Here is a 20,332-nt window from a genome sequence, read left to right as displayed (position 1 = left end):
ACAAGGCCGTCTGCACATAACCCACTACACGCCGGGCATCCACCGCAGTGGCCTGTACGCACAAGAGGAAGTCATCACCTTGGTCATCTACGCTCAACACCAACGGGTAGTTGGTGCGCTCGCGGACCTCCAGCACCTGCACGCCGGACCAGTATTGCGGCCCTTCGCGTTCCAGCAACGGGCTGTGTCGGTAGTTGAGCATTGAACTGAACAGCGGCGACGAAGCCGGCACGGCGCTGCAACGCTGCGCCACCACCAACGGTGCATGCTCATGGCCCAACAGTGCCGAGAGCCGTGCGTGTACAGCGCGCACCGCGGCACGCACGCCTTGCTCGTCGACGCTGACCCGCAGCGGCAGGGTATTGATGAACATGCCCAGTGCCCGGTCGGCGCCGTCGCCACTTTGCATGCGCCCCAGCAACACGGTGCCGAACACCACATCATCACGCCCACTGACACTGGCCAGCACGCGAGCCCAGGCCAGGTGGTGCAGGCTGGCCGCGCTGACGCCCAAGTGGCGCGCCTGCGCACGCAGGCGCCGGCACAACTCGGCATCCAGTTGGATCTTGGCTTCTTCAGCCGAGAGCCCGTCGCCCTGCACTTCCTGCAGGCCGAACGGCAGGGTCGGCTCGTCGATGTCGCCGAGCATCTCGCGGAAGAACTGTTCGTGGTCGGCCTGACTGACGCCCAACAGCGCCTGCGCCACGTAATTGCGGTACGGCATCGCCGCGTCCAATTGCGCAAAGCCGCCACTGCGGTAGGCCAGGATCTCCTCGTTGATCACATCCAACGCCGTGTGGTCCATGGCAATGTGGTGGAACAGCAGCATCGCCAGCCAGCGCTGGTTGACCTCATCGTGCACGTAAGCCAGGCGCAGCAGCGGTGCCTGGCTCAACTCCAGCCGTACGTGGCGCGGGTCGAAGTGCGCGTGCAATTGCTCGAGCATGGCGCCCCGGGCCGGATCGAAATGCAGCGCTTCGACAGGCAGCTCGGCGCGGCGCAGCACCACTTGCACCGGCTGTTGCAGGTCCTCCCAGTAGATCGCGGTGCGCGTCATGTCATGGCGGTCAATCACGGCCTGCAGCGCCTGGATGAAGGTATCGAGTTGCGCGCGACTGTCCAGGCTGAAGGTCGCCTGCAGCAGGTAGGGGTCGCCCTGCTCGCTGGTGATGTGGTGGTACAAAATGCCCTGCTGCAACGGCGCCAGCGGGTAGATGTCCTGCACATTGCGCGCCCCGCCCGGCACCCGCGCGACGATGCGGTCGAGGGTGTCCTGCCCGAGGTCGATCAGGCTCAGCATGTCGGCGCGGACGTGTGCGCAATCAGCCGGGATACCGTTGGCCGGCACCTGGATTTCACTGCCGCCGCCCACGGCCGCCGCGAGGGCCGCCAGTGTCGGCTGGCCGAACAGCACCCGCACGTCGGCGCTCAGGCCCTGTTGGCGCATGCGCTCGATGAGCTTGACCGCCAGCAACGAGTGGCCGCCCAGTTCGAAGAAGTTGTCCTGACGCCCCACCCGGGCCACGCCCAGCACCTGGCTCCACAGTTCGGCCAGGGTGGTCTCGGTGGCGGTGTGCGGCGCTTCGTATTCACGGCTGGCAAACGCCTCGACATCCGGCACCGGCAAGGCGCGGCGGTCGAGTTTGCCGTTGGGCGACAGCGGCAGCGCGTCCAGCTGCACATAAGCTGCCGGGATCATGTAGTCGGGCAGCAGCGCCTGCAAATGCTCGCGCAGCGCGTCGACACCCGCCGGCACGCCCTCGGCGTGGGCGGTGAAATAGGCCACCAGGCGCTTGTCGCCGGGGCTGTCTTCGCGCACCAGCACCGCCGCATCGCGGATGGCCGGGTGCTGGGCCAGGCGCGCTTCGATTTCGCCCAGTTCCACACGGAAACCGCGGATCTTGATCTGACCGTCGTTGCGCCCCAGGTAATCGATTTGACCGTCGGCCTGGTAACGCCCCAGGTCACCGGTTTTATACAGGCGGCCGTTGGGCATGAAGGGGTCGGCCAGAAAGCGTTCGGCGGTCAGGTCATCGCGGTGCAAATAGCCACGGGCCACACAGGCACCGCCGATATAAATTTCGCCGGCCACACCCAGCGGCACCGGTTGCAGGTGTTCATCGAGCAGGTAGATCCGCGTGTTGGCCACGGGCACGCCAATCGAGGGCAGCACCGGCCAGGCCCGCGCATCCCCCTCCAGCGTCAGGGCGGTGGTGACGTGGGATTCGGTCGGCCCGTAGTGGTTGTGCAAGCGACAGCCAGGCAGGCCCTGGAACAGCTCACGCATCGGTTCGCTGATACGCAGTTGCTCACCGGCCGTGATCACATCCTGCAGCGCACAAGGCAAACGGCCTAGCTCAGGCGTCTCGGCCACAGCCTCGGCCAACGCCTGCAGGGCAATGCACGGCAGGTACAGGCGCTGCACGCGCTGCTCGCAGATATGCCGGAACAGTTCGCGGAAATTCAGGCGCAAGTCACCCGGAATCAACGACAACTCACCGCCGGCGCACAGGGTGCTGAAGACTTCCTGGAAGGCCACGTCAAAGCCCAGTGCGGCAAATTGCAAGGTGCGTTGGGCCGGACGGCCATCGGCCAGGGTTTGTGCAATCTGCCACTGCATCAGGTTGACCAGCGGCCCGTGGGGCATGGCGACGCCCTTGGGCCGGCCAGTAGAACCGGAGGTGTAGATCACGTAAGCCAGGGCCTCGGCATCCAGGCCCGGTACTTGCGGGTTGTGTGCGGGCTGCGCATCCAGACCCTCGGTGGTATCCAGCAACAGGGTCGGCACGCAGGACGCGTCGAAACGTTGCGCCAGGCGCTGCTGGATCAACAAGGCCTTGGGCGCGCTGTCTTGCAGCATGTACGCCAGGCGCTCATCCGGGTACGCCGGGTCCAACGGGACATAACCCGCGCCGGCCTTGAGAATCGCCAGCAGGCCGGCGACCATTTCCAGGCTGCGTTCGGCGCAGATCGCCACGCGGTCATTGGCGCCGATGCCGTCGGCGATCAGGCGGTGGGCAATCCGGTTGGCTTGCGCGTTCAAGTCGCCGTAGCTCAGGGACTGGCCTGGGTAAGTCACGGCGGTTGCGTCAGGCCGGCGCTGCGCTTGTGCTTCGAACAGCGCGTGCACGGTCGACGTGGCCGGGTATTGCCTGTCGAAGGCGTTGAAGTCGGCCAGCAGCAGCTGACGTTCAACGCCCGGCAGGATCGCGAGGCTGTGCAACGCTTGATCCGGCTGGTGTTCCAGGGCGTCGGCGATGGCTTCCAGCACGCGGTGCATGTAGCCGCAGATGCGCTGCGGGTCGACGCCGGCCACGGCCTGCACGCTCAGGCCGAAGGAATCACCGAGGTCGTCCACCGACAACATCAGCGGGAAATTGGTGCGTTCTTCGCCACCGACCATTTCCACCCCGGCCCACATCAGCGCCTGGCCGGCCTCTTCGGCCGATTGTGCGCCGACCGCGGCATGCCGGTAATTGAGCAAGGCGCTGAACAACGGGGTCGGTGCCGCCACGCCACTGCAACGTTGCGCCAGGGACAGCGGCGCATGTTCATGGCCGAGCAAGGCGGCCAGGCGTGCGTGGGTGGTTTTCAGCGCGCGTTCGACGCCCTGGTCGCCCGCTTCAACGCGCAACGGCAGCGTATTGATGAACATGCCGAAGGCCCGGTCGGCGTCCTCGCCACTGCTCAGGCGGCCCATCAACACGGTGCCGAACACCACGTCGCGGCGCGCAGCCAGATGCCCGACCACCTGCCCCCAGGCCAGGTGGTACAGGCTGGCATTGCTCACCCCCAGGCGACGGGCCTGGGTCCGCAGGCGCTGCCCGAGCAGCGACGCCACCGGCAAGCCGGCTTGCTTGATACCCTGGCCATCGCCCTGCACATCCTGCAAGCCGAACGGCAGGGTCGGCTCATCGACGTCGCCCAGCATCTCGCGGAAAAATGCCTCGTGGGCGGCCTGGCTGATGCCCAGGCGGGTCTGCGCCACATAGTTGCGATACGGCACCGACGGTGCCAACTGATCGCCGCGACCTTGCATCACCGCCTCGATTTCCTGACCCAGCAGCGCCAGCGAGGTAGCGTCATCGATCAGGTGATGGAATTGCAGGACCGCGACATAGCCGCCGCCTGCAAGGTCCTCGGCGAAATGCAACGCCATCATTGGTGCGCGGGTCAGGTCCATACGCGTGTGGCGCGGGTCAAAGCGCTCGGACAGTTGCGTGGCAATCGCTCCCAGCGCCGGCTCGAACTGTACTTCCTGCACGGGCAGACGCGCCTCGCGCCAGACCACTTGCACCGGCTCGTCGAGTCCTTGCCAGGCCACGCAGGTGCGCAGGATGTCGTGACGATCGATGACCTGTTGCAAGGCGTCGACAAAACTCTGCAGCTGCTCGCGACTGTGCATGCGCAACACCGCCTGCAGCAGGTAAGGATCGCCGTCGGTGCTGGTCTGGTGGTGGAACAGGATGCCCTCCTGCAACGGCACCAGCGCGTAGATGTCCTGTACGTTGGCGACACCACCCGGGACAGCGGCGACCACACGGTCGATCTGCTCCTGGGGCAAACTCGCCAGGGGCAGCATGGCCGGGGTGATCCGCGTGCAATCGACCGGGATTGCATTGGCCTGCACCTGTACCTGGTGCCGGCTGCCGGCGGCAGCAGCCAGCGCGACCAGGGTCGGCTGGCCGAACAGCACGCCCACATCGGCGTTCAGGCCAACCTGGCGCATGCGCTCGATCAGTTTGACCGCCAATAACGAATGGCCGCCCAGCTCAAAGAACTGGTCGTGGCGCCCTACCCGCTCGACGCCCAAGAGTTCGCTCCAGAGGCGCGCCAGGGTGGTTTCCAGTTCCCCCTGCGGCGCGACGTACTCGCGTCGCGCAAAGGCTTCGGTATCCGGCGCCGGCAGGGCCTTGCGGTCCAGCTTGCCATTGGTGGTCAGCGGCAAATCCGACAACATCACAAAGGCGCTGGGCACCATGTACTCGGCCAGCGACACCAGCAACTGCGTGCGCAATTCGCCAGCCGACGGTTCGGCCCCCTCGGTGGCGATCACATAGGCCACCAGGCGCTTGTCGCCCGGCTCATCTTCGCGGGCAATCACCACCGCTTCGCGTACCCCTTCACAGGCCGCCAGGCGCGCTTCGATCTCACCCAGCTCGATACGGAAACCCCGGATCTTCACCTGATCGTCGTTGCGACCCAGGTAGTCAATGCTGCCGTCCGCCTGCCTGCGGCCGAGGTCGCCGGTGCGGTACATGCGCGCGCCTGGGGCAGTGTCGAAGGGATCGTCGAGGAAGCGCTCGGCATTCAATTCAGGTCGGTTCAGGTAACCACGGGCCACCCCCGCGCCGCCCACATACAACTCGCCTTCCACGCCGTGCGGGACGGGCTGGCCCTGGGCATCGAGGATGTACAGGCGCAGGTCCGGAATACGCCCGCCAATCGGGCTGGTGCCGACCCGCTGGGCGTCAGCGGCGGTCAACGGATGATAGGTCACATGCACAGTGGTTTCGGTGATGCCGTACATGTTCACCAGCTGCGTACCGGCGTTACCCATCCGCGCATACCACGGCTTGAGAATCCCCGGCTCCAGGGCTTCGCCGCCGAAGATCACCTGGCGCAGGGAATGCTTGAGTTCGCTCTGGCTCTGGGCCGCAATCAGCGATCGGAAGGCGCTCGGCGTCTGGTTGAGGATCGTCACCCCAGCATTGCACAGCAGCGCATAGCATTCGTCCGGCGAACGGCTGGTCAGCTGCGGCACCACCAGCAACTGTCCGCCATGCATCAGCGCGCCCCAGATTTCCCACACCGAGAAGTCGAAGGCGAACGAGTGGAACAGTGCCCACACATCTTGCTCGTTGAAGTTGAACCAGCCCTCGGTGGCGCTGAACAGCCGCGCTACGTTGCGGTGCTCAATCATCACGCCCTTGGGCAGGCCGGTGGAACCGGAGGTGTAGATCACGTAGGCCAGGCTGGACGAGGTCAGGCCCGGGACCTGCGGGTTATCGATGGATTCGGCCCGGCAATCGCCGCCGTCCAGTTCGATCACCGGCACCGACACCTCGCTCACCAGGGCACGGGTCGCCTGCTGCACCAGCACCGCCACCGGCGCGCTGTCCTGCAGGGTGTAGCTGATGCGCTCCTGCGGGTACGCCGGGTCAATCGGCACATAACCGGCACCGGCCTTGAGGATGCCGAGCAGGCCGATGATCATGTCCAGGCCGCGCTCGACGCAGATCGCCACACGGTCATCCGGACGCACGCCGAGGCTCAACAAGCGATGCGCGACCTGATTGGCGCGGCGGTTCAAATCGCCGTAGCTCAGGCGTTGGCCGTCGAAAATCAGCGCTGTCGCAGTGGGACGGGATGCCGCCTGCGCCTCAAACCGGCCATGAATCGTGCCATCGCAGGGGTACGTGCCAACGCCGGCGTTCCAATGCTGCATCAGCGCGCGGTCGGCCTCGGTGGTCAAGGAAAAATCAGCCACGGCCAGCTCGGCATTCTCCAGGGCCTGCTCAAGCACGTAGGTAAAACGCTCGGCCAGGGCCTCGATGTCATCGCCGTTGAAATACGCCTCGTTATAAACGTAGTGCGCCCAGGCCTTGTCCTTGTGATTGCTCGCCCGCAGGTGAAACGCCAGGGGCATCTGTTCGTGGTGGTTGGTGACCTTGAGCGGATGCACGATCTGCTCGGCGAACTGGTACCGGTGGTCGTCCTGTTCGTAAGACAGGGTCAGGTCGAACAGTTGGCCACCTTCGGTACGCAGGTTCATGCCGCTCAGCGGGAAGCGCTGGTGGCGATAATCCTGCTTGAGTGCATCACGTACGGCACCGACCAGGGCGCTGAAGGTCAACTCGCGGCCGAAACTGAAGCGCACGGCGCTGACCTGGGTAAACAGGCCCAGGGTGGTTTTGAACCTGGCCGAGCGGTTGAGCAACGGCAGGCCCACCATCCACTCATCGCGCTGGGTCACACGAGTGAAGTAGACGTACATGGCCGCCAGCAACACGTGGTAGGTCGAGGCCTGGCAGGCTTTCGCCAGCGCTCCCATCCGATCGTGCAACACCACCGGGAACGGCCGCACGTAGTGTCGGCCAGGGGCTTTGCCCTTGGCATGCTGATTCTGATAACGCGGGGCAAACAGCGCTTCGGGCAGGGTCTGATACTTGTGCTGCCAGTATTCGCGATCCTTTACGTAACGTGCCGACTCGCGGTAGCGCAGGTCGTCGTCGATGAAGTCGACATAGGAGCTGGCCTCCATATCAGGCTGTCGCGCCTCGGCCAGGTCACTGTAGATGCCGCCCAGCGATTGCAGCATTTTACCGAAACCCCAGCCGTCGAGAATGATGTGGTGGGCCTGGCTGGCGAAGTAGTAATGCGCCCCCCCCAACTTGATCAGGAAAAAGCGAAACAGCGGCGCCTGGGTCAGCGAAAACGCGCGGGCCATATGCTCGCCCATCCATACCAACGCGGCGCTGACAGGGTCAGCGTGTTCAGAAAGGTCGAGCAGCGGTACCTCCACCGACACCGTTGGCGCGATGCATTGCAGCGGTACGCCGTCGGCATCGGTGGCTTCCAGCAGCGTGATGCGCAGGGCGTCGTGCTTGGCCACCAGCAATTGGGCGGCGCGTTGCATCCGTTCGGCGCTGATCGGGCCGTTGAGTTCCAGGTAAGAGCCGATGTTGTACAGCGGCGATTCACCCTGAGTGATCTGGTCCAGCCAGATGGCTTTCTGCGCGGCGGTCAGAGGGAACGTCTGCGGCAACTGCACGGGCGAATTCATGCGATCACCTGCGCGGTAAACCCAGCCACGGCAAGGCTGCTTGAAAGGACTTTTTTCGCGACAAGGTCGCCCATGGCCACTGCAGAAAAACGTTTCATAAAAGCCTTCTCAGAGTTTTGTCAGTGCCACCTGGGTCACAGCGCAGCAGCGAGGGAGGTTGAGGCAAAAATCGTTAAAACAGTCAGGCCAATGGACAACTCAAAGTGCCGATGCGGCCTCGTACGCCGGATAGAAAAGCCGCCCACAGCGTCACCTGATAAGCGCATTGGCAAATTTAAGCACCGGCGTTTTGGGCTGTATGTCACCCGAATCCCGGACAACCAAGGGACACGCAGAAATTTCGAAATTACTCTTTTATCTTTTTGATATTTAAGAGTTTTTAAAAACAAAAAAGCACGACACCGTTAGTTTTAAAAACTCTCGGTGTCGTGCTTGGGGAAAGGCGTCGGCAGCGCCTGGATCAGGCGCGACGGTCCTCGGCGACAAGGGTTACATCGGAGACGATATGGCCATCGACCAACTTGACGATACGGTCAGCCAACTGGAAGTATTGATCATCATGAGTAATGATCAGCACGGTCTTTCCGCGACGCTTGAGCTCCGGTAGCAGCTCTTCATAGAAGAAGCGCTTGAACGGAGGGTCCTGATCCGCCGCCCACTCATCGAGGACATACACCGGACGATCTTCCATATAGGCACAGACCAGGGCCAGGCGTTTTTGCTGGCCGTAGGACAGCTCTTTGGTGGTGGAATACCCGAGCCCTTCGATCTTGATTTTGTCGGCCAGACCCAGCGCGGCAAGGTACTTCTGCGCCTGGGCCGGATTGACTTCCTCGCCTTCAGGACCAATCAGGCGATTGAACAGATGGAAGTCGCTGAACACTGCGGAAAACAGGTCTCGGTAGTCACTGCGGGTCTCATCGTTGACGGCGACGCCGTCGAGCAATATCTGCCCGGCCTGGGGCACGTACAACCCGCACAACGCCTTGACCAGGGTACTTTTGCCGCAACCGTTGCCGCCGATGATGTAGATCAACTCACCGCTGTTGATGGTCAGGTCGACCGGCCCCAGGGCAAAGCCGTTCTCGGCATCGGCACCGCGATAGTTCATCACCACGCCTTTGAGCGTGATCTGGCGCCAGTGCTTCTTGTGCTCCAGGCGCAGCACATTGGCGTTATCCGGCTCGTCCTGTTCGGCGTGGTGTTCGTTGATCAGGAAACCAAATTCGGCGAGACGGGCGACCGCAATCCGCCCCTGCGCCATGACCGGCATCGCACCGATCAGCAACCCCAACGGCCCCAGGATATACATCACCGTCAACACGCTGGCGGTCATCACTTGACTGTCAGTCACCATCAGCAACGGCAAGGCGAACACCAGGCTGCCGATCAGCAGTGACTGGGTAACCAGCCCCATGTTTTCCGCACCGAGGTACCACATATGCTCGATGAAATTGAACCGCGCCACCCGTGTGGACGACTCCTTGATGGCGGAGCGGCCGAACCAGCGTCGGCGAATACCATTGAGCTTCAATTCCTTGAGGCCGAAGACCAGCCCGTGCGTGTGCTCGTTGAAGGCGGTGAATTCATCACGCACGCGGCCGGTGAACTTCACGCCGCCCAGGAACAGGAAGACGTACAGAATCGCCCCCACGGCCAGCAGCGCCAGGGTCAAGGCAAATACCGTCCAGGACAGGTAAGCCAGATAAGCCAGGCCGCACAAGAACACCGTGCACTCCACCAGTATCACGGGCATCACCAGCAGCGTCGCATTGAGCTGCGGAATATCGGTGGTCAGCAGCGTCAGCACATTGGGCGGCCCGCGCCGATCCACTTCTTCGAGGGGCGAAGAAAGGATTTTCTGGCACAACGCAATGCGCAAGCGCGTCATCAATTTCATGTTGGCGTACGCGGGAAACAAGGTCGCGCCGTTGCGAAACGCCAGCGCCACCACACTCAAGCCGATGAACCAATACAGCAAGTGCAACCGCGATCCCTGCTCGTAAATCGCCTGGTTGATCACGTTGACCACGGCGATTGCGGCCACGCCGCTGACGATGCCGGTGACCACTGAAAAGAAGGCCAGCCAGGGATGATTTTGCCAAAGCAGGCGCAAGACCGAGCCCGGCTTGGGCGGCTTCTCATGCTCTTTATTCATGGATTAACTCCTCAAATACACTCAAGACCGGGCATGGCCGGTCAGGCAAATTGCTGCGACTGGCCAGGGGGTGCCGGAGCCGCAAGTGTACGGATTGCCCCGGATTCGGCTGTCCCCGAAAGCCTGTACAAAACGTCGAGGGAGGCAAATCCGCGAGGGAGAAGCGGATGCGACCTGAATGTCCCCGCTTTCTATTACAGACCGTTGCGCAATCAATGGGCCTAATACGGACCCGAGTTGAAACCTTCAGGAGTGAACGATGGCAGCACGGCTCGCTCACCCGCTACTTATAAAAACATCGCCATCAAGGATGATTGGACTATGGATCTGACCAGCCGTATTCGAAATGCGGACAGCCCCCACTTCTATTTCATACTCGGCGAGTTGATCTCCAGTACTGACCAGGATCACTTCGCACTCAACATGCTCAAGCTGATCGACAAGCTCCTGCCGGTCACGGCGTTGACGCTCTGCGAATGGACGCTGGATAAGTCAAACACCCACCTGACCGACATCAAACCGTTGGGCAATGCCGGCGCCCCTGCCGACATCCCGGCGCTCAACGCGAGCCGTCCCGCCCACAACCCTCAGTTGCTCAAGGAAGTGCTGGAGATGGAGGGCTCGCTGCTGATCCGTGTGAACGCGCGAACCAAAGGCGCGCGCCGTGCGGCGCACCAGTGCACGCTGGTGTCGCGCGACGGCAGCCGGCGCTGCGTCGTGACCTTGTATCGGTCGCACACGCAGAAGGATTTTTCTTTGAGCGAGCTGTCGCTGCTCAAGAATCTCTCCGAAGCCTTGCTACCGCTGATTGAAAGTTATGCCCAGTTCAGTCGTCAGAGTACGTTGCGAAAAATGGGCAGTTGGATGGCGACCCTGGTCACCAATCAGGAGCCGACGCACATTCATCGCGAATTTGAAAAGCGCCTGGCGCTGTGCGACATCACCTTATCGACCCGCGAACAGGAAGTTTGCCTGGGCTTACTCAACGGCAGAACAGTGCCGGAAATAGCAGAAACGCTGCAGCTGAAAAATAGCTCTATTGAAACCTACCTCAAGCGTGCCACCGCAAAGCTTGGGGTCAGCGGCCGACATGGATTGACCAAGTGGATGGTCGGCGCCTAGCGCAATTCAAGCAACGGGTTACTACGCGGTAACCCGTGCCCCTTTTCAAATGAGGCTGGCCCATGAACAAGTTTGCTTTCTCTCTGGTGACGGTTGCAGTGGCGCTGGGCGGATGCTCGCTCATCCCCGATTACCAGCAACCCGCGGCACCGGTGGCGACACAGTACCCACAAGGCCCGGCGTATGCCGCTGCCGCTGGAACGGTCAGCGAAGACGCGGCCGGCCAGGGGTGGCGCACCCTGTTTCACGACCCGGCCTTGCAGCAACTGATTCAGACCGCCCTGACCCAGAACCGCGACCTGCGTGTGGCCGCCCTGAATGTCGAGGCCTACCGCGCGCAGTACCAGATCCAGCGTGCCGACCTGTTCCCGGCGGTCTCCGCGGGCGTCGGCGGCACTCGCCAGCGTGTCCCGGCGAACATGACCCAGACCGGCAAGCCGACGATCACCTCCACCTATTCGGCGACGCTGGGGATCAGTGCGTATGAACTGGATTTCTTTGGTCGCGTGCGCAGCCTCAGCGAGCAGGCGATGCAGGCTTACCTGGCCACCGAGCAAGCGCGCCGCAGCGCAGAACTGAGCCTAGTGGCCAGCGTCGCCAATGCCTACCTGACCTGGCGCGCCGACCAGGAGTTACTGGTGCTGACGCGCCAGACCCTGGCCTCCTACGAGGAAAGCCTGCGCCTGACCACGCGCAGCCTGGCGGTGGGGGCCGCGTCTTCACTGGACGCGGCACAGGCACGCACCAGTGTCGAGAACGCCCGCGCCAACCTCGCCCGCTACGAGCGCCAAGTGGCACAGGACCGCAACAGCCTGACGCTGTTGATCGGCGGCGCACTGCCGGAATCCTTGCCGGCTCGGCCGTTGGCCAGCGACTTGATCGCCCAGATGCCTTCCGGCCTGCCGTCCGACCTGCTGCAGCGCCGACCCGACATCCTGCAGGCCGAGTACCAGCTCAAAGCCGCCAACGCCAATATCGGCGCTGCCCGTGCCGCATTCTTCCCCAGCGTCAGCCTGACGGCGAATGCCGGCGCGTCCAGCTCCCAACTGTCCAGCCTGTTCAAAGGCGGCTCGGGCAGCTGGACGTTCCAGCCCCAGATCAACCTGCCGATCTTCAACGCCGGCAGCCTGCGCGCGAGCCTCGACTACTCCAAGCTGCAGAAAGACATCGGCGTCGCTCGGTATGAAAAAGCCATCCAGACGGCCTTCCAGGAAGTGTCCGATGGCCTGGCGGCACGCCAGACCTATGACGACCAGCTGAATGCACAACGCGACCTGGTGCAGGCGAATCAGCTCTATTACGACCTCGCCCAACGTCGCTATCACATCGGGGTGGACAGCAACCTGGTCTTCCTCGATGCACAACGCTCGTTGTTCTCCTCGCAACAGACGCTGATCACTGATCGGTTGGCGCAATTGATTGCCGAGGTCAACCTCTACACCGCCTTGGGCGGCGCATGGGGGGAACCTACACGCCTGGCGGTTGCCGAGACGCGCCCATGAGCACCTTCGAGCCCGGGCAATATGTGCGCCTGCGCTCGGGGGGAAAGAGAATGCTGGTCAAACCGGCACAGGACAGCGCGCACTTGCCCAATACCGCGCTGGTGCCCTGTGAATATGAAGAGAAGAAACGCACGGTCCTGGGGTTTTACATCGCCGCCAACCTGAGGTTGGCGGACGCGCCGTTGAAGGTGACGAGAGAATGAGACCATCGTTGGCCTGGCCGGCCCTTCGATTCAGGCTGGGCAAGGCCCAGCCCTGCGGAAGGGAACGGCGCGCACTCCGGTTTCCGGGGTAGCCGATTTCGTTCAACGCGTTGCTATCGACGTGGATGCCTGAAAGTTATTTATTCAAGTCACCGGCCATATCATTGCGCATCGATCCCCCGGAGCGAATCCGTGTGTGTACTCCTCGTTTAGAATCGCCGCCAACCTTTGATCCAGATCCGCGCGGGTGTCAGCCTTGAATCCTATCCGCGAGTAAAACGGGGCATTCCAAGGAACGTTTTTGAACGTGGTAAGCGTTACGAAACGCAGTCGTTTTGAACGTGCATAATCCTTGGCAGCCTCAACCAGACTCAACCCCAGACCTTGTCCTTGCATCGATTGCCTCACCGACAATTCAAGGATGTGAAGATCGTCACCGTGGCGCTCCGCGCTGAGAAATCCTTGCGGCTGATTTTCGGTATCAAGGGCAACCCAGCAGGTTGATAGAGCGATGAGTTGACGGTGTCGCTCAACGGCCATGGGGGGCGAATCCGCCACCCAACTCAAGTTATCAATCGCGCGGAATGCCTGCGCAGCAGAGGTTTCAATGGCCGGCAGGAGTTCTGCATCTTGCGGTACAGCGAAGCGAATAGTTGCGGACATGGGCGCCTTTGGTGAAGAAGTCGAGCCAGTGCAGTGAGTGTATGACGACATGCCTTGTGTAGTTAGACAGTTGCCCCCTTATGCAACAGTAACCGATCGATTTCACTTGCCCGTTGCGTCGGCAATCGCGTGAGGACACTCTTCAGATACGCATACAGCTAGCCAGCACTCCTGTCCTTGGCCATATCAACCTCAAACGTTATCTCGTCAGCAAGCTGCTGAACGCTCGAGCTGTCTGCAAGCTTGGCCAGGTCGATCCCCGTCGTGCAAAACAGTGATTCATGTTCGGGCTGCCGGACAAAAACGGTAGCCGTCCAGCCATTGATCAGAACGCAATCAACCTGGTGCCCGGGCAGACTCCGTTCCAGACCCTCAGTCAGCGATATTTTTTTCCAACTGTGCATGATGACGTACCAACGTGGCAGTGATGCACGATTGACATGCTTCGGCTCAGAAAGTGCCGGTGCAGATACGAGCCGCTCAGCATTGGCCTGGTTTTATGCGCTCAAATTGCAGACAAAGAAAAGCCCGCGATGGGGAGAGCGGGCTTAAAGGGATGTTCATCAGGAGCTGGAATGACAATAGGCGCCCGACTGTGAAAGGGATGTGAAAGGACGGCTACAAGATAAACGTCTGCTCCTCGCGCAAGCCGAAATTTTGTACAGAACTGCTTTTAGCAAGGTACTAAATATATTGCGGACCCATTATTCACAGAACACATACGCTGCTCTTGCTCTTGCGGTTGCGAAGGTACGCTAACGGGTGGGCGCTGGGCGTCTTCTGCTTGAAGTCTGTTCTGCTGCTGCTGAGTCACCGCAAGCTTTTGTTTGAGCAGTTGCAGGGCCCTGGGGCTGTTAGGCGGAACCTTTTCCAATTCCGCATCGATCTCCAAAACAGACGGCGGCAGAATCCCCATAGCGACCAATTGCTGATCCTGCTCAAGTGTACTCATGGGTTTGCGAGCAAGCGTGTCAGAATGGTTTACGGCGCATCCACCCAACAGGCTCAACGCAGACAAAACCAATATGAATTTCCTTGTGGTGCTCATGTGATTTCTCCATTCCCAATCTTCGCCCAGCGAAAAGCAGCCCTACGACAGAGGGGGCTCGTCTAGTTATTCATGTAATTCAAAACAACGTGCTCCGTGCAGGTTGTACCAGCTGTTAGCTGACGCGGGATGGCGCGATGGATCGAACTATCTTGCTTTGGCGTGCTTCTCGGGACCACACCACCCTAAATTAGAACCACTTATTACAGCTTCCGGGAGAGTTTTTAATGGTCTTATAGTCAGTGACTATATTTTGCGCATTAAATGTAATTTCTAAAGTACATTTTTTATCATAGTATTTTGTGCTGGTTGTAGGTGTCAGCATCACGCCACCGCCAGGGCCTGCGCTGACGGTATTTGCCGTGTCCGACAAGGAATATTGGCTTTCATAAAACCATCTCGCAACAGACCCGCCGCCAGCATTCTTCACCACTTGGCCGGGCTTCCCATATTGAGCATAGGCCAACTGTATATCAGCCCCTTCAAACTTATTCTTATTTATAACGTCCGGAATGGTGGGCACAGCATTTGCCAGCACTTCACATCCGGATACCAGCACTGAAAAAATTAATAATATCAAATACTTAAATTTGTGTTCAGCCATACTGAACCTTCCCGGCCGTAAGAATTGATAAGCATGAATGTTGTTGAGCACGCAGTCTTATCCTCCAAACGGTGCGCTCTTTATCGGCTGACCTTTTGGCGCGCAGGACGGCGGGTTGGACATACCGAACGTCAAGATATTGCCTCCGTTGATAATGCAGTTGAACTGCTTATTATCATTGGTTTTCAGCAGTACATAGGTATTGGTGCCTTGCGTTCGCCGGTTGATAACAGTCAAGTCTGTGGGAGCATAACCCAACGCACCAGCGCTTTGAGATTTTACGTCATCGTCACTCAACATATTCGTCTTACTGGCGAGCGCATTGCAGCCACTCAAAAGCACAAGTGTGGCTGCCATTACATACAACTTAATCAGCGACATATCACGCATCCCTTTGTTGACTGAAAACCGAGTAGTTTATTGATTTTAAAACCACAACCCAGCTCGCCTGAATGGTGATGGAGTAATAGTTAACACCGCTCATCAATCCGGCGAACCGAAAGAGCGTTAACTATAAAACGTAACAAAAAAAAACGAGAAAAATTCCTTGCCCCTGTGTACCAATTCCTTGCCTGTCCGTCTCAACCTGGCGTCATTTGATCAAGCATGGTCCGAAGTGAAAAACCGGTGTGCACAGAGGCCTGGCCTGCGGAGTCTAAGGGGTGAGATGCAATGAGGTAGTCACGCGCCTCTTTTGGCGAATAACCGAAAGCCTTCTTGAACGTGCGACTGAAATGTGACTCGCTTTTGAACCCGAATTGAAAGGCCAGCCCCGAGGTTCGATGCTGAACGCTACTATCGCCCTGGAGAATGGCCCTTATCTTGTCTAACCGGCGTCGTTGTATGTAAGCCGCAACACCCGACTCTTGCTCGAATAAACGATAGAGTCCAGCCCTTGAAATCCCTATGTGCCGGCATATGAATGTTGGCGTCAGATCGGGGTTCTGAAGATGCCGTTCGATCAGTTTTCGGGCGCGGTTTAACAGTGTGCGATCAATTTCGGTTTCAGCGCTTTTGAGGTTTGGAATGGAGGGTGTTATCGCGGCCGCGACCATGGCCAGAGTCGCTTGTTGTATATAGGGTATTTCATCACTTTTAAAACTGGCTGACCGCGCTCGTAGCGCGCGCATGTGATCGGCAAGCAGGTCGCTCAAACCGCCCCTCAATACCAGCCCATGAATGTCCTTGTTACCTATTTGAGCTGCCAGCAAGTCCCGAGGAACCGTCAGGATAATCGTATCGCCTGCCGTGATAATGCAATCCAGTTGCCGAGCAAGGTCCAACACATAAATCTGCGAATCACTTGCCACCAACGGTGCCTGACCGGCCGAGCCGTTGATCGAATGAGACAGGCCCAGGCAGATATAGTAATGGTCGAGCCCGTCGCGGCGGACCCTCTGAGCTGACCGTTTGACATCATAATGCACGGGTTTTTCGGTGCCTTCCCATACGCCGCACCCCATCAACAGCGAGCCCAGGTAACAGGTGGTCAGCCGGTAATTGAACGCTGTTGATTCAGGGTCGCCAATCTTCACGTCAAAGATTGCATTAACCTCTTCACGCCAGACTTCAAAACGCTGTCTGGGTGGGTAGGGTTGGGTGCTGAAGCTATAAGAGGCGTTCTCCACATATACTCCACATATACTCCACGTTCTCAGAGCGTGCAGATCTGCACTAATCAGGATCCTGGCTACCTATCTGTAAGAGCGAAAGCTACTTCTGTCGGCCCCCAGTCTAGAGGAATGAAGTCTGGAACCCTACCTTTCGAGAAATTTTCATGTTCGATGCATGACCGGTGCCATTTGAAGCAAGTGCGGGCCCTTTGTGCAGCGTCCAAAGTCAGAATATGTTGATGATCCTGACTCCACCTATGCGGCAACAACTGTTCGATTTCACTCACCGTTTTTGCGTCAAGGTCAGGAAGGTGAGTTGGCCGCACGGTTGTGTTTTCGACACGTACTGACGGCTCTCAGGCCGGAAAATGCTCGGTTATTCCAGACTATCTCCTAGGACTCACTTCATAACGATTGGAGATTTCACGTACAACAACGATCACCAGCAACAGTCCACCCGCTATCCCAAGCGTCAAAGGCGCACCGAGTTGGGCCGCAATCACCCCCGCAAACAGCCCCCCAATAGCCTCGAAACCGAAACGCAAGGCGATGTAAAAAGCTACAACTCGTCCTCGAAGCGCACCAGGCGCGCCACTCTGCAATTGCATATTACTGCTCACGTTACTGATGGTGATTCCAAACCCGAGCATTGCTAAACACAGTAATGCCAAGAGCACATGGGCAGGCATGGACAGCCCAAACAAACCCATTGCGCATAACGCAGCTCCAGCCAATATGAAATGCTGCAGTCTCGACGCTGAACCGCTTACAGCTAACACGATGGTCGCCAGGAACGCGCCGGCACCTGCAGCGCCCCACAACCACCCAAGCGTGCGAGCATCCCCCTCATAAACTGACTTGGCTAAAATGGGGAGCAACGCGGTGTAGCACGACGCGAGCAGGTTGATGATCACGACACTGACCATCAACCGGCGGACTTCAAGGGTCCTCCAGAGATAACGCAACCCTTCACGAAACACTTCACCTGTTGAGCCACTGGCTCTTGGGCTTGGCGTCGTGCGCACTTTCATAAGCCCTATCAACAGACACAGAAACGCTAGGGCGGTCAGTAAAAAACAGCCCGCCTCCCCTGCGAAAGCTATCAGGGCTCCAGCCAAGGGTGGCCCAACAAAGCGAGCCGCATTGATTAACATTGCGTTGAGTACGAGTGCGTTTGGCAGGTCGGCAGGGTCAGGAACAAAGCTTCCGATTAACGCCTGACGAAGCGGAGTCTCCACAGCATTGAGCACTCCGAGCAGCAATGCCATGAGCGCAAGGGTCAGGCCGTTCATCCATAGCCCGTACGCAAGAATCGCCAGTACCAGGGACTGCAGAGCAAGGATGGTCTGCACGATAATCAGCAGACGACGCTTGTCGTGCCTATCGGTCCAGGCACCTGCCAGAGGCCCAATCAGAAGCTGTGGCACCAAGGTCAGGAAGGTAATGGTGCCGAGCAGTACTGCCGACCCTGTCAGGTGGTAGGTCAACCACGACAACGCGACTTGTTGAACCCATTTCCCCAGGGTGGAAACGGCTTGTCCTGCAAAATAGATTTGAAAATTGCGATGCGCCAGCGCCCTCACAGATGCGGGCCACTTACTGCGTTGCGTTGTGGGGTCAAGCAAGTCATTGCTCCTGATTGACAAGTACCAGTAATGCCCGCCCCGCCCGCTTCAATGGCACATCACGGCAGCAGGCAACCTTTTTTCTTCAGCGACTCCAGTACCCAGGTGCGGTCGTTGGTGCCTTGAGCAATTTGCTCCATCTGCTTGCTCTCGGCGGCATGCTTGGCAGCTGCACGGTCATAGACTTCGCCAACTTGATCGAATGGCACACACAGAAGACCGTCATCATCGCCAATAATCAGGTCGCCGGGCTCGATCACCATACCATCGATGGCAATTGGCACATTGATCTCACCCGGCCCATCCTTATAAGGGCCACGATGTGAAATGCCTGCCGCGAACAGTGGGAAATCATCCGCACCGATGACTGCCGAATCTCGAATTGCACCATTGATAACGATACCCGCGACACCGCGCTTGATGGCGTAGGCAACCATCATTTCGCCAATCAAGGCGTTGGACAGATCACCCCCTGCATCAACGACCACCACATCACCTGGTTCTGCAATATCCAATGCGTAATGCAGCATGAGGTTGTCACCGGGACGGGCCTTGACCGTGAGCGCCGGGCCAGCCAATACACCTGCACGATGCATGGGGCGCAGCTTGGCGCCACCCGCAGTCATGCGATTCATTGAGTCGCTGACATTAGCCACTGGAACCTCCCGGTAACGTGCAACCCACTCGACATCAACCTTGCGCGCACGCTCCAGAACCCTGAACCCAATGCTCATGTGCCCTACCTCTATCGACGTTACTTATTGAATTTATTCGCTGCTCATCGGCTGATCAGTCATTTCACATTTTCAGAATCCCATTTCATTTATTAAAAATCAACAACACATTCTTACCGGATATCGGCAATCAAAGGCATTTTTATATCAAATATTGCAACGGCATTTCATTGTGATACTGTCTACTCGTCGCGATGCCCTGTCTTCGATCGCCAGCCGCAACCATAAAAACAAGGTACCTGTCATGACCCGAACCATCCTGCTCACCGGGCCCGAACTCGCTGCGGATGCCATGAATATGGCCGCGAGCCAAGGCGTTAGGGTAATCCCCACCACTCCCTATATTCCTGCTGAAGAGCTGGAAGCGATAATCCGTGCAGAGCAACCAGACGCAATCATTGTCCGCCAGGGCCAATTGACCCGCGCCATGATTGAGGCGTCCTCCAAACTCAAATCTATTGCCAAGCACGGCGTGGGCTACAACACCATTGATATCCAGGCCGCGGCGGAACGCGGCATTCCAGTAAGCATTGCTGCCGGCGCCAATGCGCAGTCCGTAGCCGAACACGCCTTTGCGCTGATGTTCAGCGTTGCGCGCCAGACCGCATTGCTGGACGCGCGCATGCGCGACGGCCACTGGGACAAGTCCTCGGCGAACGGGATTGAATTGTTCGGCAAGACGCTCGGCCTGGTTGGCTTGGGCTCTATCGGCAGCATCCTGATGGACCTGGTCGCCCCTTTGAACATGAAGGTAAAGGTCTACGACCCCTATCTGAAGCAGTTACCGCAACGTGATCATGTGGAGCGCGAACACGATTTCGATCGACTTCTGGCCGAGAGCGATATCATCAGCCTGCATTGCCCGCTGACCGACTCCAACCACAACCTGATCGGTGCCGCGCAGTTGGAGCGCATGCGCCCAGGAAGCCTCCTCATCAATACCGCCCGGGGCGAGCTGATTGATACCCAGGCATTGGTTGAAGCATTGAGCGAACGAAAAATAGCGGGCGCCGGCCTGGACACCTTCAATCCAGAGCCTCCACCTTCCGACAGCCCACTCTGGGGCCTGCCGACACTCGTCGCCACTCCCCATGTCGGCGCAAATACCTCCGAGGCACGTGACCGCGTAGGCCTCGTTGCACTTCAACAGATTTTCGATGTGTGGGCGGGCGCACCTCTGGATCCACGCTGTGTTGTCAACCGACATCTATTCGATGTCTGTTCAGTGCTCGAGTGATCCCCACTCCGCTGTCTTCCCTGAAAACGGGAGCCCC

At 59.3% G+C, this 20,332-nt stretch carries 14 protein-coding genes; 4 read left to right on the top strand and 10 right to left on the bottom strand.

Annotated features, from left to right (window positions below):
- Together EXW71_RS27845 and EXW71_RS27840 are read right to left on the bottom strand one after the other, a co-directional pair.
- Positions 1-7,786: non-ribosomal peptide synthetase (locus tag EXW71_RS27845; protein WP_134660745.1), on the bottom strand; the 7,786-nt coding region annotated here is incomplete at its 3' end.
- Between the two features lie 460 nt (positions 7,787-8,246).
- Complete coding sequence (locus EXW71_RS27840; RefSeq protein WP_123715886.1) at positions 8,247-9,944, bottom strand: cyclic peptide export ABC transporter; 1,698 nt, start codon at positions 9,942-9,944, stop codon at positions 8,247-8,249.
- A 321-nt stretch (positions 9,945-10,265) separates the two neighbouring features.
- On the opposite strand from EXW71_RS27840, the gene EXW71_RS27835 reads away from it, so the two are divergent.
- The 3 genes from EXW71_RS27835 (at position 10,266) to EXW71_RS27825 (ending at position 12,771) form a co-directional block, all read left to right on the top strand.
- Positions 10,266-11,066, top strand: a complete 801-nt coding sequence (locus tag EXW71_RS27835; RefSeq protein ID WP_123715887.1) for a helix-turn-helix transcriptional regulator — start codon at positions 10,266-10,268, stop codon at positions 11,064-11,066.
- A 62-nt stretch (positions 11,067-11,128) separates the two neighbouring features.
- On the top strand, positions 11,129-12,568 hold the full coding sequence (gene adeC, locus EXW71_RS27830; RefSeq protein WP_134660744.1) for an AdeC/AdeK/OprM family multidrug efflux complex outer membrane factor: 1,440 nt from the start codon (positions 11,129-11,131) through the stop codon (positions 12,566-12,568).
- Positions 12,565-12,771 (top strand): hypothetical protein, encoded by a 207-nt coding sequence (locus EXW71_RS27825; protein ID WP_134660743.1) that lies wholly within the window; start codon positions 12,565-12,567, stop codon positions 12,769-12,771. Before adeC ends, EXW71_RS27825 begins: the two co-directional genes overlap by 4 nt.
- Positions 12,772-12,915: 144 nt before the next feature.
- Here EXW71_RS27825 and EXW71_RS27820 read toward each other — a convergent pair whose 3' ends face one another.
- The 8 genes from EXW71_RS27820 to EXW71_RS27780 all read right to left on the bottom strand — a co-directional run bounded on the left by EXW71_RS27820 (position 12,916) and on the right by EXW71_RS27780 (position 19,058).
- Positions 12,916-13,434 carry a GNAT family N-acetyltransferase gene (locus EXW71_RS27820; RefSeq protein ID WP_134660742.1) on the bottom strand — a complete coding sequence of 173 codons (519 nt, stop codon included), beginning with the start codon at positions 13,432-13,434 and terminating at the stop codon, positions 12,916-12,918.
- A 158-nt stretch (positions 13,435-13,592) separates the two neighbouring features.
- Positions 13,593-13,838, bottom strand: coding sequence for a hypothetical protein (locus EXW71_RS27810; RefSeq protein ID WP_123715891.1), 246 nt, complete (start codon positions 13,836-13,838; stop codon positions 13,593-13,595).
- A gap of 269 nt (positions 13,839-14,107) precedes the next feature.
- Entirely contained in the window at positions 14,108-14,482 is a 375-nt protein-coding gene (locus EXW71_RS27805) for a hypothetical protein (protein ID WP_134660741.1), read from the bottom strand.
- A 190-nt stretch (positions 14,483-14,672) separates the two neighbouring features.
- Positions 14,673-15,086: a hypothetical protein gene (locus EXW71_RS27800; protein WP_134660740.1), complete on the bottom strand. Its 414-nt coding sequence runs from the start codon at positions 15,084-15,086 to the stop codon at positions 14,673-14,675.
- Positions 15,087-15,143: 57 nt separating this feature from the next.
- Positions 15,144-15,467, bottom strand: a complete 324-nt coding sequence (locus EXW71_RS27795; RefSeq protein ID WP_123715892.1) for a hypothetical protein — start codon at positions 15,465-15,467, stop codon at positions 15,144-15,146.
- 200 nt (positions 15,468-15,667) lie between these two features.
- Entirely contained in the window at positions 15,668-16,714 is a 1,047-nt protein-coding gene (locus tag EXW71_RS27790; protein WP_134660739.1) for a helix-turn-helix domain-containing protein, read from the bottom strand.
- 371 nt (positions 16,715-17,085) lie between these two features.
- Entirely contained in the window at positions 17,086-18,282 is a 1,197-nt protein-coding gene (locus EXW71_RS27785; protein WP_134660755.1) for an MFS transporter, read from the bottom strand.
- A gap of 101 nt (positions 18,283-18,383) precedes the next feature.
- Positions 18,384-19,058, bottom strand: coding sequence for an RraA family protein (locus EXW71_RS27780; RefSeq protein WP_134660738.1), 675 nt, complete (start codon positions 19,056-19,058; stop codon positions 18,384-18,386).
- A 244-nt stretch (positions 19,059-19,302) separates the two neighbouring features.
- On the opposite strand from EXW71_RS27780, the gene EXW71_RS27775 reads away from it, so the two are divergent.
- Positions 19,303-20,295, top strand: coding sequence for a hydroxyacid dehydrogenase (locus EXW71_RS27775; protein WP_134660737.1), 993 nt, complete (start codon positions 19,303-19,305; stop codon positions 20,293-20,295).
- Positions 20,296-20,332 lie beyond the last annotated feature (37 nt).

The sequence above is a fragment of the Pseudomonas sp. BCA17 genome, from assembly GCF_004519405.1.
In the GTDB taxonomy this organism is placed as follows: domain Bacteria; phylum Pseudomonadota; class Gammaproteobacteria; order Pseudomonadales; family Pseudomonadaceae; genus Aquipseudomonas.
Note: the sequence above shows the minus strand (reverse complement) of the source record. Positions and strands in the feature narration are given on the sequence as shown.

Excerpts from the sequence above, each read along its gene's own strand:
- EXW71_RS27835 (WP_123715887.1), top strand. The coding sequence starts at position 10,266 with ATGGATCTGACCAGCCGTATTCGAAATGCGGACAGCCCCCACTTCTAT.
- EXW71_RS27795 (WP_123715892.1), bottom strand. The coding sequence starts at position 15,467 with ATGTCGCTGATTAAGTTGTATGTAATGGCAGCCACACTTGTGCTTTTG.
- EXW71_RS27780 (WP_134660738.1), bottom strand. The coding sequence starts at position 19,058 with ATGAGCATTGGGTTCAGGGTTCTGGAGCGTGCGCGCAAGGTTGATGTC.
- EXW71_RS27775 (WP_134660737.1), top strand. The coding sequence starts at position 19,303 with ATGACCCGAACCATCCTGCTCACCGGGCCCGAACTCGCTGCGGATGCC.
- EXW71_RS27800 (WP_134660740.1), bottom strand. The coding sequence starts at position 15,086 with ATGGCTGAACACAAATTTAAGTATTTGATATTATTAATTTTTTCAGTG.
- adeC (WP_134660744.1), top strand. The coding sequence starts at position 11,129 with ATGAACAAGTTTGCTTTCTCTCTGGTGACGGTTGCAGTGGCGCTGGGC.
- EXW71_RS27820 (WP_134660742.1), bottom strand. The coding sequence starts at position 13,434 with ATGTCCGCAACTATTCGCTTCGCTGTACCGCAAGATGCAGAACTCCTG.
- EXW71_RS27810 (WP_123715891.1), bottom strand. The coding sequence starts at position 13,838 with ATGCACAGTTGGAAAAAAATATCGCTGACTGAGGGTCTGGAACGGAGT.
- EXW71_RS27825 (WP_134660743.1), top strand. The coding sequence starts at position 12,565 with ATGAGCACCTTCGAGCCCGGGCAATATGTGCGCCTGCGCTCGGGGGGA.
- EXW71_RS27805 (WP_134660741.1), bottom strand. The coding sequence starts at position 14,482 with ATGAGCACCACAAGGAAATTCATATTGGTTTTGTCTGCGTTGAGCCTG.
- EXW71_RS27840 (WP_123715886.1), bottom strand. The coding sequence starts at position 9,944 with ATGAATAAAGAGCATGAGAAGCCGCCCAAGCCGGGCTCGGTCTTGCGC.